Here is a 14311-nt window from a genome sequence, read left to right on the forward strand (position 1 = left end):
TTGCGAAGCTAATCATACCTCAGCTGCAGGGAGCATTCACGAATTCGTGGCAGGCGCCGTTAATTCAGACGACCGCAATCCGCTTCAACTTCATCAATCCAGCCCGCGCTCGTGGCTGAGGCGCACCATCTCCTGGATGAAAACCTGCTTCTGCTTGTCGTCGAGGCTCGAGTAAAGCGGCTCGGCGGCATCGGCAACATTGCGCTGGTCGGCGGCGCGGTCGATCAGGAACTGCGACTCGTTGCGCATCTGCTCGATGATATCATCCGGCGGATCGCGCTTGGCGCGGGCAACCCTCAGGTTGAGCCGCTCTGCACCATTGTGCCCCAGGTAGTGCATCGCGCTCGAGAAGCCGAACCAGTGCTTCTCCTGATCGGGGGTGAGGTTCAACTCCGTCTTGATCCGTTCGATATAGGAATCGCTGTTGGCGACGATCTGCTCGGCACTCTGTTGCGGCGTGCCAGTCTGGGTGAGGACGGTGACGTCCTTCTTGTCCTTGCTATCCTGTGGCGTGTTCTTGGCTTCCTTGCTCGCCTTGGCGCCCTTGCCCGCCTTGGCATTCTCCTTGGCGCTCTTGGCGTCCTTGTCCTTGCCGGCCCCGGACTGCTTGGAATCCTTGCTGGCGTCCTTGCTCGTATCCTTGCTCGCATCTTTGGCGGGCGGCGGCGCCTGATTGTTGTTGTTGTTGACGCCGAGCACGCCGGTGAAGACGCCGACCACGCCGCCGATCGCACCGCCGAGCACGCCACCGACGGGACCGGCGGCCTTGTTGCCGGCCGCGGCGCCGTCCTGAACACCTTTGACCAGGCCTTGTGCCTGCGCGACCGCGGCTGCGCCGAGCAGCAATGTGAGCACGCAGCCCAGCGCGAGCCATCGCCGCAAGTGAAGCCGTGCGGGCGGTGCCGGGTTGGTCATTCTGGTCTCCATCGTCGATCCGATTGTTCTGGCGGGGTGGAAGCCACCGGCCGGTTGCAACTCTATCGTTTTCGCGACGCCAAGGTCTAGGCGCGGACGCGTGCTGTCCACGTCCGAAAACTCTTTCGCGCGAAGCGGTTATGCAGGCTTATTCGAAACTGCGGCGTAATTGCGCACGTCATGTCGGACTTGCTCCAACCGACGTGTGCATCGCAAAACGATTTGCAGGCTCACGCCCAGAATGCTGGCGCTGCCGCGTTCCCGAGCTCAACGTTAGTTCTAGGCAGTGAGCGCTTCGGCTTCCTCGACAGACGCGATCAATCATGATCTGATCGCGCTACCAATTCGCTACGCCTCGCGTGATTTGCAGCGCGGTGACGGCACCAACAAGAAACGGCACGAAGAAACGCCAACCAGAAAATAAAAAACAAACTCAGGAATGTCAGAGGAAACACCAGAACAATAAAACACACCCAAGGCGAGGAAACGAGATGTCACGCAAGACACTGACGCGACGTCAATTTGTGGCTGCCACTGCATTGTCCTCCACGGCGCTGATCGCAGCGCCCTACGTCCGGGGCGCTTACGCCGCCGGCAAACTCTCGATCGGCTTCTGGGACCATTGGGTGCCGGGCGCCAACGATGCCTCCACCGCGCTCGTCAAGGAGTGGGGCGAGAAGGAGAAGGTCGAGGTCTCGATCGACTACATCACCAGCAACAACAAGAAGATCGAGCTCACGGCGGCGGCCGAAGCCCAGGCCAAGTCGGGTCACGACATTCTGCAGATGCCGAGCTGGTGGCCGCACGCTTATTCGGAAAACCTCGAGCCGCTCAACGACGTCATGGAGCCGCTCATCAAGCAGAATGGCGAGGTGAACGGCACCGTCAAATATCTCGGACAGTCCGGCGGCAAGTGGCTCGCGGTGCCAGCAACGCCCGGCAGCCAGATCAAGGGTCCCTGCTCGCGCATCGATCTGATGAAGAAGCATGCCGGCATCGACGTTCAGGAGATGTATCCGGTCGGCAGCGCGCCGAAGGATGAGAAGTGGACCATGGAGGCCTTTCTCAAGGCCGCCGAAGCCTGTCACAAGGCTGGTGTCCCGTTCGGGATCGGCCTCGGCGAAACTACCGACAGCGTCGATACGGCCGGCGCGATCTTCCAATCGTACGGCGCCGAGCTCGTCAATGCCAAGGGCGACATCACCGTGAAGACCGACGCGGTGCGCGAAGCCCTCGAATATTACAAGAGGCTGATCGCCGTGCTTCCGACGGACGCGCCCTCCTGGGACGACGCGTCCAACAACAAATGGCTGATCTCGGGTCGTGGCGCGATGATCCTGAATCCGCCCAGCGCCTGGGCGGTTGCCAAGCGCGATGCACCGCAAGTTGCCGAACAGTGCTGGACACACGGCATGCCGGCGGGTCCGAAAGGTCGCTTCGCGCCCTTCCTGCCCTACTTCTGGGGCGTCTGGAGTTTCGGCAAGAACAAGGAGGCCGCCAAGAGCCTGCTCGTTCACCTGTCCTCCCCATCCGCGATCGAGAAATTCGTCGCCGCGAGCGGCGGCTACGATCTCCCGGCCTACGCGAACATGACGAAGCTGAAGACATGGGCGGAGGAAGGCCCGCCGAAGGGGACGCTCTACAGCTATCCGGATCCGCATCACCGTCAGACGCTGTCGATCGCGGCCTCGCCTGCCCCGCCCAAGATCGCACAGCAGATCTACTTCCAGGCGACGCTGACCAAGCTGGCGTTGCGCTATGCGAAGGGCGAGAAGCTCGACACCGCGCTCGCCTGGGCTGAAAGCGAGTGTGAAGGCTTCATGCGGAGTTGATGCCGGGTGTGTGCCATGGCGGTTCACGCTTTGCGCGTGAGCCGCCGGGGCATCCTGCCGTCCCGCTCCGCTGGAGGCCGGCCGATGGGCCGGCTTCGTCATCGAACCTTTCCTGAGAAAGCTTGATCCATGGCCGACGTCGTCGTTGAGCAAGGTCGCCTCGCTCGTGTCGCGCGCCCGCGCAAAACGCGCGAGCCTGCGCAATGTGCTGGGCCGGAAATCGACCGTGGCGTTCTTCCTGACGCTGCCGCTGATCCTCCTGATCGCGCTGCTCGTGCTCTATCCCGCCTTTTATTCGCTCTATCTGGCGACGCTGAACAAGGCGATGACGAAATTCGTCGGGCTGAGCAATTTCACCTTCCTGTTCAAGCGCGAGACGTTCTGGATGGTGGTGAAGCAGTCCTGCATCTTCGCGGTGACGGCGGTGATCTTCAAGGCGCTGATCGGCTTCATCGTCGCGCATTTCGTCCACAACATTCCAGGCAAGAAGCAGCGCAAATGGCGCGGCATGCTGCTGGTGCCCTGGGTGATTCCGCCGGCGATGAGCACGCTGGCCTGGCTGTGGCTGTTCGATCCCTCCTACAGCGCCTTCAACTACACGCTCTCCTTCTTCGGCGTCGGTCCGATCCCCTGGCTCGGCGACACCTTCTGGGCGCGCTTTTCCGTCATCCTCGTCAACGTCTGGTACGGCGCGCCGTTCTTCCTGATCATGTATCTGGCCGCCCTGAAATCCGTACCTGACCAGCTCTACGAGGCGGCGTCGATCGACGGCGCCAATTGGTGGCAGAAGATCTGGCACATCACCCTGCCGATGATGCGCAACATCATCGCCATCACCACGCTGTTCTCGCTGATCGTCACCTTCGCCAATTTCGACATCGTGCGAATCCTGACCTCGGGCGGACCGCTGGATACGACGCATCTGTTCGCCACCTGGGCGTTCCAGGTCGGCATCCAGAGCAGCGACATCCCGCTCGGCGCCTGCGTCTCGCTGTTCATGGTGCCGATCCTCGCCGTCGCAGCGGTCTTCATCCTGCGTGATGTCAACAAACGCGGGAACGAAGCCTGATGAGCACACTCGCAATCGACAAGGCCGGACCGTCGCGCAAGGTCAAACTCAACAGCATGAGCCGGGACCGCACCTGGGCACTGCGCTGGTCCTACTTCTTTCTGGTGCTGTTCGCGATCTTCTTCCTGACGCCCCCGGTCTACATGCTGATCACTTCGCTCAAAAGCAGTGCGGAGATCTCGGCGGCGACAAATCCGTGGTGGGTGTTTCATCCCACCCTGTCGAACTATGTCGAGCTCCTGACCTCGAACCAGTTCCTGGGCTTCTTCTGGAACTCGTCGATGATCTCGATCATCGTCGTCATCGTGACGATGCTGATCAGCATCCCCGCGGCGTTCGCATTGGCGCGGATGAAGTTCTGGGGCTCGGCGACGCTCGCGACCGGCGTGTTCCTGACCTATCTCATCCCGGACAGCCTGCTGTTCATTCCGTTGTTCAAGATGCTCGCTGTCGTTCAGGAGTTCACCGGCATCACGCTGCTGAACCGCTGGTACGTGCTGGTGTTCATCTATCCGACCCTGACGGTGCCGTTCTGCACCTGGATCATGATCGGCTATTTCGCATCGATCCCGAAGGAGCTCGACGAGGCCGCCCTCATCGACGGCGCCTCCTGGCTCCAGACCCTGACGCGGATCTTCATTCCCGTGGCCCTGCCCGGGCTGATCGCCGCAACCATCTTCGCCTTCACGGTATCCTGGGCCCAGTTCCTCTATCCCCTGGTGTTCACGACGTCGGTCGATCAACTGGTGCTGCCGGTCGGCATCACCACCACCCTGATCAAGGGCGACGTCTTCAACTGGGGGCAGATCATGACCGGGGCGCTGCTCGGCGCGGCCCCGCCGCTGGTCATCTACGCCTTCCTGATGGACTACTACATTGCCGGCCTCACCGCCGGCGCGACAAAGGGTTGATATCTCATGGCTGACGTTACGTTGCGGAAGGTGGTCAAGCTCTATGACGAGGTCGAAGCCGTGCGCGGCATCGACCTCGATATCGCCGACCATGAGTTCATCGTGCTGGTGGGCCCGTCCGGCTGCGGCAAGTCGACCACGCTACGCATGATTGCCGGCCTCGAGGACATCAGCGACGGCGACATCATGATCGGCGGCGACGTCGTCAACGACGTGCCGCCGAAGGACCGCGACATCGCGATGGTGTTCCAGAACTACGCGCTCTATCCACACATGACGGTCGCGGAGAACATGTCGTTCGGACTACGCCTGAAGCACTATCCCAAGGCCGAGATCAAGGCGCGGGTGACGGAAGCCGCCCGCCTGCTCGACATCACCGACCTGATCGACCGCAAGCCGAAGCAGTTGTCCGGCGGCCAGCGCCAGCGCGTCGCCATGGGCCGGGCCATCGTGCGCAACCCGAAGGTCTTCCTGTTCGACGAGCCCCTGTCCAATCTGGACGCCAAGCTGCGCGTGCAGATGCGGATCGAAATCAAGAAGGTGCACCAGAAGGTGCGCACCACCACCGTCTACGTCACCCACGACCAGGTCGAGGCGATGACGCTGGCCGATCGCGTGGTGGTGATGAACAAGGGGCGCATCGAGCAGATCGGGACGCCGAACGAGCTCTACCACAAGCCCGCGACGCGCTTCGTCGCCGGCTTCATCGGCTCGCCCGCGATGAACTTCATCCCGTGCCGGCTCGAGGAGGCCGGCGGCACGCTTCAGATCCGTCTCTCCGACCGCATCGCCTTCCCGCTGCCGCCGGCCCGCGCGGCGCGCTACAACGCACTGCCGCGCACGGGCAAGCTGCTGCTCGGCATCCGGCCCGAACATCTCACCGAGGCGCATGCGCACCTGGAGCCCGGCGAGGAAACCTTCGACACCGTGCTCGACGTCACCGAGCCGATGGGAATGGAGACGCTGGTCTATTTCGCCCTCGACGGCACCCCCGTCTGCGGCCGCGTCGATCCCAATGCCGGCGCTGCGGACGGGGCTCCCATGCGTTTGGCGATGGACCTCAACAACATGCACCTGCTAAACGAGGAGACCGGCGCCGTGTTGTAAAGCCGGCTCGAGAAACTTGAAGCAGGCGGGGAGCGATGGCGACCAACAAGAAGAAGATTTTCGTTACACAAACTCTGTCGCAAGGGGCACGCGCCCTCCTCACCCAGCGGGACGATATCGAGCTCGTCGAGTTTCCGAACCTGATCTCGGCGAAGGACTTCGAGGCCTTGCTGAAGAGCCATGCGCCGGTCCATGGCGTGGCGCTCGGCGCCACCGCGTTCGGCGAGACCGAGCTCGAGGCATCCGGGGACATGAAGGTCGTCACCCGCATCGGCGTCGGCTACGACGCCGTCGACGTATCAGCTCTCTCCCGCCGCAAGGTCCCGTTGATGGTCGCCGGCAGCGCGAACTCGCCTTCGGTCGCCGAGCAGGCATTGTTCATGATGCTGACGCTGGCCAAGCGCGCCAATGAGATGCACGCCTGCGTCAAGGACGGCAAATGGGCGGGCCGCCTCGGCATGCTCCCGTTCGACCTCTACGGCAAGACGGTTCTGATCATCGGCTTCGGCCGCATCGGTACCCGCACCGCCAAGCGCTGCCAGGCGATGGAGATGAAGGTCGAGGTCTACGATCCCTACAAGGAAGCCGCCGAGATCAAGGCCGCCGGTTGCGAGCCGGTCACCGATCTCGACGCCGCGCTGCCCAACGCCGACTTCGTCACCATCCACTGCCCGAAAACGCCGGAAACCATCGGCCTGTTCGACGCTGACAGGATCGGCCGGATGAAGCCGAAATCCTATCTCATCAACACCGCGCGCGGCGGCATCGTGAAGGAAGCGGCACTGTACGACGCGCTGGTCTCCGGCAAGCTCGCCGGCGCCGGCATCGACGTGTTCGAGGTGGAGCCCCCGCCGGTCAGCAACGCGCTGTTCGCGCTCCCCAACGTCATCATGGCTCCGCACGTGGCCGGCGTGACAGTCGAGGCGGTGAGCCGCATGAGTGAGCAGACCGCACGCAACATCCTGAGTGTGCTGGACGGCGATCCAATCCGGCAGAATGTCATCAACCAGGACGTCCTGGGCTGAGCGAACGGAATGCGGGCGGCTGAGCCGCCCGCCTTCGGACCGCCAGAATGCGTCCCATTTTGGTGCAGATCGAGCCCAAACTCAGCCTTAATCGAACCCGCGTAATAAGACCGGCCGCGGCGGCAGTGGGACAGACTTGCCGGCCGCGTCGAGCTGGAGGATGGACCCTTGTCAGAGATCGACCCGACCGACCACGCGCTGGCGACCATCGCCAGCATTTTGGAGAACCCCGAGCCCGTCCTCGTCGTCCGCGAAACCGAAATCATCCGCGAAACCGAGTACGTCGTCGTCGGTGAGCAGCCGGCGGAAGAGCATGAAGAACATCATGCTGTCATCGACGAGCATCCCGTGGTCGAAGAGCAGCCGCTGGTGCCGGAGCATATCGACGCCGACGGCTACAGCAAGGTCGGCCCCGGACCGATGGTGGCGATCCGCCTGAAATGGACGGTCCATCGTGGCGACGACGGTCAGTACTACGTCCACGAGACCATCGGCGAGCAATCCGCGCCCGTGATCAGCGCCCCGATGACGAGCGAAGCCGCCGTACGTTTCGTCGATGCGCACGAGGAAGAATCCCATCGACGTTTCGAGCTGCTGCGCAGCGAGATCGCCGGCCGCAGCTCGCTCGCCGACTACGAGCGCAAGGGCGAAGCGTAAGGATTACTTCCTTCCCAGATAGTCCTTCTTCGCGAGCTCGACGCCTGCGTGCCGCAGCAGGTCGTAGGCTGTCGTGACGTGGAAGAAAAATTGCGGAACGCTGAAGGTCAGCAGCAGCGTCCGCCCGGTAAAGGGCAGCTCGGTCCCGTTCTTCAGCCTGAAGAAGACCTGCTGCTCCGCCGCGCCATCGATCGCGGCGCGCGGCAGGCTTTCGATGAACTCGATCGACGTCGCGATGCGCGCCTGAAGCCCGGCCATGTCGTGTTCCAGCGCCGGCAGCGCCACCGGCTCGCGCTCCGCCAGCAGGGCCGGCGCGACAGTCGCGTGGCGGCAGGCTTCGCCGATCTGTTGGGCCAGATCGTACATGTTCGGCGACAGCCGCATCCCCAGCAGAACGGCAGGATTGAACTTGCGGGCCTCGGCGTAGGAAACGCCCTTGTCGAGCAGTGCGGACAGGTTTCGCAAATACGGCACGAAGAGGCCGACCGAGGCCTCGTACATCGAGATCGTCACTTCAAAATTCCTCACAATTCCATCTCGCCAGCGGCTGGCGTCTGGTCTAAATCCACCTCTGACGAGTTGCACAATGACAGCTCGCGCAGGGGTGGAAAAGAGATGATCGTTCGAATGCCTGTTCGAATCCTGGCGGCCTTGGCCCTGGCGTTGCTGGCCAACCTTTCGGCTCACGCGCAGCAGGCGCCATCGCGCCTCGACGAGATCGTCAAGCGCGGCACCCTGCGCGTCGGCATGACCGGCGACTACAAGCCGTTCACCTATCTCGACAAGGCCACGCAGAAATTCAGCGGCTTCGACGTCGACATGGCGGAAGCCTTGGGCAAGGCACTCGGCGTCAAAGTGGAGTACGTCGCCACGGCCTGGCCGAAGCTGATGAAGGATTTCGAGGCCGACCAGTTCGACATCGCGATGGGCGGGGTCTCGGTCACGCTCGACCGGCAGAAGAAGGGCTTCTTCTCGACGCCGATCATGCGCGAGGGCAAGACGCCGATCACGCGCTGCGCCGATGTCGGCAAATACCAGACGCTTCCCGACATCGACAAGAAGGGCACCCGGGTCATCGTCAATCCCGGCGGCACCAATGAGCGCTTTGCACGCGCCAACATCAGGGACGCCGACATCACCGTGTTCCCCGACAACACCGTGATCTTCGACGAAATCGCGAAGGGCCATGCCGACCTGATGATGACGGACGCCTCCGAAACCCGCTACCAGCAGAAGCAGCATTCCGGCGTGCTCTGCGCGGTGCATCCCGAAAAGCCGTTCGATTTCTCCGAGAAGGCCTATTGGCTCCAGCGCGACATGGCGCTGAAGGCCTTCGTCGACCAGTGGCTGCACATCTCCATGGAGGATGGCAGCTACAGGAAAATCTACGCCGCCTGGTTCGACTAGAGCGTTTTCCAGAGAAGTGGGCCCGGTTCGCGTCGAGAAAACGCGCCAAAACAAGGAATCTGGAGCCTCGTTTCGATTCAATCGAAACGGAAAAGGCTCCAGGCTGCGTCCTCCTGCCGCTTGCCCCGGCCAAACTTTGGACCGGCTCCGGATGTATTGAACCCGGAACCGCCGGACAACGACTCATACGGACAACAGTGATCTAGATCACTTTTTGCGATCGAACCGGCGCGTAAGCATCGGTGCGGGGACCACCTGTTCAGGAGATGGAAATGAGGAAGCTGTTGGCCGCGGCCGCATTCCTTTTGGTGAGCACAACTGCGCAGGCGCAGTACACGTTCGAATATGGCGGGCGCACCATCCGCATCGATCCAGACCGTGGCACGGTACAGATCCCCGGCGTGTACGACAACACCGGCCAGGGCAAGGCGAAGAAGACCAAGAACGATGCCAAGGGGGCGCCGAAAGCGGACCCGCAGGCACCTCAACAGGCGAAGGCCGATCCGCAGACACCGGTTGATCCCGTAGCGGCCCCCGCACCCGCCGCTGCGACTCCGGCGGCCGCGCAAACTCCTGTCCAAGCGCCTGTGGCCGTGGCACCGCCGGCGCCTCCGGCCGCTCCTGCAAACAATGCCCCGGCTCAAGACGCACTTGTGCCACCGCCTCAACCGGCTCCAAGCGCTGCCCCGACGATCGCCGCGGTGCCGCCCGCACCGCCTCCACCGCCAGCCCCTGCAGTGGCCGCAGCGCCGCCGGCACCGCCCCCTGCTCCGGCGCCCGCCCCCGTTCAGTCCGCCGCCATCGCCCCGCCGGCGCCCGCAGCCGCGCCGACGCGAGATCTCAATTCACCGCTCGGCATCTGGCTCACCGAGGAGAAGGAAGGCAAGGTCCGCATCGAGCAGTGCGGCAACAATCTCTGCGGCTATTCGGTCGACAGCAAATCGAACCAGAACGGCGAGCAGGTCCTGATCAACATGAAGCCCGGCAAGGAGCAGAAATGGTCCGGCCGCATCCTCGATCCCAACACCGGATCGACCTACGATTCGACGATCGCGATGAAGGGCACGGATCGGCTCCGCGTGCAGGGCTGCGCCTTCGGCGGCATGTTCTGCGGCGGCCAGACCTGGACGCGGGTGAACTGACTCAGGTCGACGAGAGCTGCCGCTTGCGCGCGGCAGCGATCGGTTCACGGCCAGCTCCGACCTGGGCGAGCGCCTCGACGAAGATCGGCTCCCAGGCGCGGATGTGATGGCGCAGAAGATTGGTGAGCGCTTCTTCCTTGCCCGCGCTCGCCAGCTCGATGATCCGGAAGTGTTCGGGTGCGGAGTCATTCTGACGCGCGAGGCCCGCACGCGAATTGATCCCGTATAGCCGCATCTGGTCGCGCAATCCCATCACCATCTCGGTCAGGCGAGGATTGTCGGCGGCGTCCGTCAGCAAGCGATGGAAGGTTCGGTCCGCCTCGATGTAGAGCCCGATATCCTCGGTCCTGACCGCGCGCTCGATGGCTTCGGCCCACGGATAAAGCGCACTCAGATCCTTGTCCGGCTTGCGCGCGACCAATGACGCGGCATGGAGCTCGAGCACGTCCCGCAGATCGAACAGATTGCGAAGCTCCGTCATGCTCGGCTCGACAACCCTGAAGCCACGATTGCGGACGGGTTCGATCAGCCCGCTCCGGCTCAACTCCAGCAGGGCTTCCCGCACCGGCGTCGACGACACCCCGAGGCTCGCCGCCAAGGTCGGCACCGAATACATCGTGCCCGGCATGCTCTGACCAGAAATGATCTCCGCGCGCACCTGCTGCACGACCTGCTCGCGCAGATTCTGGTCCATGTCTCCTCCGACTCGCGACTGCCGTCCGATCTATCAGCACCGCCCAAAAAATGCACTTGACCAGAAAGATGTCACCGTCCAGCATGTAGCGCATTACTATAATGCGCTACTCTTGGGCTGTCTATGGCAGAACGCTATCCCGGCTATTGCACGCTCTGCCGTTCGCGGTGCGGTTCGACGACCGTGGTCGAGAACGGCCGCATGGTCGCGGTCGAGAATGCGCCTTCGCACCCCACGGGCGGTGCGTTGTGTTCGAAGGGGCGCGCCGCCCCCGAGATGGTTCATAGCCCGCGCCGCCTCACCCACCCGCTCCGCCGGACGGCGCCGCGCGATGCCGCCGACCCGGGCTGGGTCCGGATTTCGTGGGACGAGGCTTTCAGCGAAATCGTCAAGCAGCTCGGGCAGATCCGCGGCACCGCGGGCGCGGAAGCCGTTGCGTTCGCGGTCACGACGCCGAGCGGCACCCCCATGGTCGACAGTTTCGAATGGGTCGAGCGGTTCATCCGCTGCTTCGGCAGCCCCAATCTGATCTACGCCGTCGAGGTCTGCGGCTGGCACAAGGATTTCGCCCACGCGCTCACGTTCGGCCGCGGCATCGGCTTTCCCGACTATGACAACGCCGACGTGATCGTCCTCTGGGGACACAATCCCGCGCGGACATGGCTTGCGCAGGCCACCCGCGTTGCGGACGCGCGCCGTCGCGGCGCGCGTGTGGCCGTCGTCGATCCCAAGCCGAATGGATCCGGACAGCAGGCGGATCTCTGGCTGCGTATCCGTCCCGGCGCCGACGGCGCGCTTGCGATGGCGGCGATCCGGCATCTCATTGCAACCGGCACGTACGATCAGGATTTCGTCACGCGCTGGACCAATGGCCCGTTTCTGGTCGACACGCACACCGGACGTTTCGTCCGGGCAACCGAGCTGTGGCCGGATCAGTCGCCGGACGCGTTCGTCGTGCTCGATCAATCCGGCAAGGCGCGACCGCACGACCCGCGCGTCGAGGTGCTCGATCCGGCGAATTGCACGCTCGACGCCGAGGCAACGCTTGATGGCGGGGGCGGACGCGTGATCGCCGCGAGAACCGCTTTCTCGCGGCTCGCCGCCGAGGCTGCATCCTATACGACGTCCAGCGTCGCCACGACCACCTGGCTTGATGAATCGAAAGTCGTCGCGTTCTGCGCGCTGTTCGAGAACAGTCCGAGGCTCGCCTATCATTCGTGGACCGGCGTCGGTCAGCACACCAACGCGACCGCCACCGAGCGGGCCATTGCGACTCTCTACGCGCTCACCGGCGCCTGCGACCGGCCCGGCGGCAATGTCTGGCCGCTTCCGCCACCGACCCGCGCGGTCAACGACATCAGCCTGCTGCCGCCGGGCCAGAAAGCGAAGGCGCTGGGCCTCGACGAATTGCCGCTGGGGCCGCCGAGCCGCGGCTGGATCACGGCGCGCGATTTCAGCCGCGCGGTGCTCAAGGGCGAGCCCTACCGCGTCAACGCGCTGATGAGCTTCGGCACCAACTTCGTGGTGTCGCAGGGACATTCCTCGCGCAACCGCGAGGCGCTGCGCGCGCTCGACTTCCATGTGCATGTCGACATGTTCATGAACCCGACCGCGGAGAATGCCGACATCGTGCTGCCGGCCGGCATGCCCTGGGAACGCGATGCACTGAAGATCGGATTCGAGATCACGCAGGAGGCCGTCGAGACGATCCAGTTCCGGCCGCAGATGCTGCCCCGGCACGGCGAGAGCAAGGCCGACTACGAGATCGTCGCGGAATTGGCCGTGCGCATGGGGATGGCGGAGCAATTCTTCGGGGGCGACATCCACGCGGGCTGGAATCATCAACTGGCGCCTCTCGGCATCACTGTCGACGACTTGCGTAAGCAGCCGGAGGGCATGCGCTTTCCTCAGCCATTCCACCACGAAAAATACGCCGACAAGAAAGGCGATGGGACGATCGCCGGTTTCGCAACGCCGACGCAGCGCGTTGAGCTCTATTCCGAGCTGATGCTCGATCATGGCTATGCGCCGCTCGCAGGCCACGTCGAGCCGGCCGAGAGTCCGATGGCGACGACTTCTGGCAAGCGGTTTCCGCTGGTACTGACGACCGCCAAGAACGGCTGGTTCGTCCATAGCTCGCATCGGCACGTGGCGTCGCTTCGCAAGAAAGCCCCCGACCCCGCCGTCGAGATCAGCACGATGCTCGCGGCGCGGCGGGGCCTCGAAGACGGCGATTGGGCGATCGTCGAAACGCCATCCGGTCAGGTCAGACTCCGTGTCCGCCTGAACGATGCGCTCGACGACCGCGTCGTGCTGGCCGAGTTCGGCTGGTGGGAGGAATGTCCACCGCTTGGACTCAACTTGACGCCGTCCGCCGGCGCCGCGACGTCGAACATGAACGACGCATTGAGCGACGCGTCGCGCGACCCGGTCAGCGGCTCGGTTCCTCTGCGCGCGACGCTCTGCGACATCAGGCGCGACCAGGCTGCGAACCGCGGGCGCTGGGCCGGGCGGCGCACATTCTCAGTCGCGAGCGTCCGCCGCGAGGCCGATGACATCGTCGCGATCGATCTTGCTCCGAAGGACGGCGATGCGCTTCCCGCGTACCGGCCGGGGCAGTACGTCCTGCTGAATTTACCGGGCGTGGACATCGCCCGTGCCTATTCATTGACCGGACACGGCGGCAAGAACGTGCTGTCCGTTGCCGTCAAGAGGCAGCCTTCCGACAGCGGCCTTCATCTCTCCGAACGCATCCATCGCCTCGCGATTGGCGACGAGGTCCGGCTCGAATCTCCCGGCGGGATCTTCACCCCGCCATTGCATGGAGATCGACCTCTGATCTTTCTCGCCTCGGGCATCGGTATCACGCCATTCATGAGTCATCTGGAGGCGCTGCTGGCCATGGCGCCGGCCGAGCGCGTCAAGGACGTCCTGCTGATACACACCTGCCGCAACGGCAACGAGCATCCTTTCGCCGCGCGGCTTCAGGAGCTTCGGGCGCGGCTGCCGCAGTTGAAGCTCATTACGGCCTTTACGGCACCTCTCCCATCCGACCGGCTGCACGACCATTACGACCATGCCGGCCGGCTGGACCTGTCCGCGATCGATCCATTGCTCTCCAAAAGCCCCCTTGCCTATCTCTGCGGCTCGACGGGCTTCACGTCTTCGACCGCCACGCAACTTGTCGAGCGCGGAGTTCCCCGCTTCGACATCTTTGCGGAAGCCTTCGTATCGCCGCCCGAAGTGCCTGCGACGCTGGAGCCGCAGACGGTTCACCTCGCCGGCAGCGACAGGAGTTTCGTCTGGTCGCCCGAATTGGGCACGCTGCTCGATGCCGCACACGCCGCGGGTGTGCCGCTGCCCAGCGGCTGCCGCGTCGGCCAGTGCGAGAGCTGCGCCATGCGCATCGTCGATGGCCGCGTCGCGCAGCTCGGCGGCGGCGATAGCTCGACCGAGCACTGCCTGACCTGCCAGGCGGTCCCGCTCTCCGAACTCACGCTCGGGTTCTGACCACGCAGCATGACTTTCAACCACGACCAACACTGCCAAAAT

The 14311-nt window shown here is 63.8% G+C and carries 12 protein-coding genes; 9 read left to right on the forward strand and 3 right to left on the reverse strand.

Going from position 1 to position 14311, the window contains the following annotated elements; translation table 11 throughout:
• Nucleotides 1-93 precede the first annotated feature (93 nt).
• Nucleotides 94-915: a Spy/CpxP family protein refolding chaperone gene (locus ACQ86E_RS31775; protein ID WP_431203309.1), complete on the reverse strand. Its 822-nt coding sequence runs from the start codon at nt 913-915 to the stop codon at nt 94-96.
• Between the two features lie 491 nt (nt 916-1406).
• On the opposite strand from ACQ86E_RS31775, the gene ACQ86E_RS31780 reads away from it, so the two are divergent.
• The 6 genes from ACQ86E_RS31780 (at nt 1407) to ACQ86E_RS31805 (ending at nt 7516) form a co-directional block, all read left to right on the forward strand.
• A complete protein-coding gene (locus tag ACQ86E_RS31780; protein ID WP_431203310.1) occupies nt 1407-2747 on the forward strand; it encodes an ABC transporter substrate-binding protein in 1341 nt (446 codons plus the stop codon).
• Between the two features lie 145 nt (nt 2748-2892).
• Nucleotides 2893-3816, forward strand: a complete 924-nt coding sequence (locus ACQ86E_RS31785; RefSeq protein WP_431203311.1) for a carbohydrate ABC transporter permease — start codon at nt 2893-2895, stop codon at nt 3814-3816.
• Nucleotides 3816-4727, forward strand: coding sequence for a carbohydrate ABC transporter permease (locus tag ACQ86E_RS31790; RefSeq protein WP_431203312.1), 912 nt, complete (start codon nt 3816-3818; stop codon nt 4725-4727). The genes ACQ86E_RS31785 and ACQ86E_RS31790 overlap by 1 nt, the downstream gene beginning before the upstream one ends.
• Nucleotides 4728-4733: 6 nt before the next feature.
• Nucleotides 4734-5834 (forward strand): ABC transporter ATP-binding protein, encoded by a 1101-nt coding sequence (locus ACQ86E_RS31795; RefSeq protein WP_431203313.1) that lies wholly within the window; start codon nt 4734-4736, stop codon nt 5832-5834.
• Between the two features lie 35 nt (nt 5835-5869).
• On the forward strand, nt 5870-6859 hold the full coding sequence (locus ACQ86E_RS31800; protein WP_431203314.1) for a hydroxyacid dehydrogenase: 990 nt from the start codon (nt 5870-5872) through the stop codon (nt 6857-6859).
• Nucleotides 6860-7027: 168 nt separating this feature from the next.
• Nucleotides 7028-7516 (forward strand): hypothetical protein, encoded by a 489-nt coding sequence (locus ACQ86E_RS31805; RefSeq protein ID WP_431203315.1) that lies wholly within the window; start codon nt 7028-7030, stop codon nt 7514-7516.
• 3 nt (nt 7517-7519) lie between these two features.
• Here the strand turns inward: ACQ86E_RS31805 and ACQ86E_RS31810 are convergent, their stop codons facing one another.
• Complete coding sequence (locus tag ACQ86E_RS31810; RefSeq protein WP_431206618.1) at nt 7520-8017, reverse strand: DUF1993 domain-containing protein; 498 nt, start codon at nt 8015-8017, stop codon at nt 7520-7522.
• Between the two features lie 126 nt (nt 8018-8143).
• Between ACQ86E_RS31810 and ACQ86E_RS31815 the strand changes: the two genes are divergently transcribed.
• Both ACQ86E_RS31815 and ACQ86E_RS31820 read left to right on the forward strand, forming a co-directional pair.
• The gene (locus ACQ86E_RS31815; protein ID WP_431203316.1) at nt 8144-8923 is read left to right on the forward strand and encodes a transporter substrate-binding domain-containing protein; all 780 of its coding nucleotides are present in this window, start codon (nt 8144-8146) and stop codon (nt 8921-8923) included.
• Between the two features lie 272 nt (nt 8924-9195).
• A complete protein-coding gene (locus tag ACQ86E_RS31820; RefSeq protein WP_431203317.1) occupies nt 9196-10065 on the forward strand; it encodes a DUF2147 domain-containing protein in 870 nt (289 codons plus the stop codon).
• A gap of 1 nt (nt 10066) precedes the next feature.
• Here ACQ86E_RS31820 and ACQ86E_RS31825 read toward each other — a convergent pair whose 3' ends face one another.
• Nucleotides 10067-10732: a GntR family transcriptional regulator gene (locus tag ACQ86E_RS31825; protein WP_431203318.1), complete on the reverse strand. Its 666-nt coding sequence runs from the start codon at nt 10730-10732 to the stop codon at nt 10067-10069.
• Between the two features lie 150 nt (nt 10733-10882).
• On the opposite strand from ACQ86E_RS31825, the gene ACQ86E_RS31830 reads away from it, so the two are divergent.
• A complete protein-coding gene (locus tag ACQ86E_RS31830; RefSeq protein WP_431203319.1) occupies nt 10883-14269 on the forward strand; it encodes a molybdopterin-dependent oxidoreductase in 3387 nt (1128 codons plus the stop codon).
• Nucleotides 14270-14311: the final 42 nt, after the last annotated feature.

Origin of the sequence: Bradyrhizobium betae, from assembly GCF_050632175.1 — a bacterium.
In the GTDB taxonomy this organism is placed as follows: domain Bacteria; phylum Pseudomonadota; class Alphaproteobacteria; order Rhizobiales; family Xanthobacteraceae; genus Bradyrhizobium; species Bradyrhizobium betae_B.

Bases quoted from the DNA above. Each gene is read 5' to 3' on its own strand.
- ACQ86E_RS31775 (WP_431203309.1), bottom strand. From the start codon at position 915: ATGACCAACCCGGCACCGCCCGCACGGCTTCACTTGCGGCGATGGCTC.
- ACQ86E_RS31780 (WP_431203310.1), top strand. From the start codon at position 1,407: ATGTCACGCAAGACACTGACGCGACGTCAATTTGTGGCTGCCACTGCA.
- ACQ86E_RS31790 (WP_431203312.1), top strand. From the start codon at position 3,816: ATGAGCACACTCGCAATCGACAAGGCCGGACCGTCGCGCAAGGTCAAA.
- ACQ86E_RS31795 (WP_431203313.1), top strand. From the start codon at position 4,734: ATGGCTGACGTTACGTTGCGGAAGGTGGTCAAGCTCTATGACGAGGTC.
- ACQ86E_RS31800 (WP_431203314.1), top strand. From the start codon at position 5,870: ATGGCGACCAACAAGAAGAAGATTTTCGTTACACAAACTCTGTCGCAA.
- ACQ86E_RS31810 (WP_431206618.1), bottom strand. From the start codon at position 8,017: ATGTACGAGGCCTCGGTCGGCCTCTTCGTGCCGTATTTGCGAAACCTG.
- ACQ86E_RS31815 (WP_431203316.1), top strand. From the start codon at position 8,144: ATGCCTGTTCGAATCCTGGCGGCCTTGGCCCTGGCGTTGCTGGCCAAC.
- ACQ86E_RS31820 (WP_431203317.1), top strand. From the start codon at position 9,196: ATGAGGAAGCTGTTGGCCGCGGCCGCATTCCTTTTGGTGAGCACAACT.
- ACQ86E_RS31830 (WP_431203319.1), top strand. From the start codon at position 10,883: ATGGCAGAACGCTATCCCGGCTATTGCACGCTCTGCCGTTCGCGGTGC.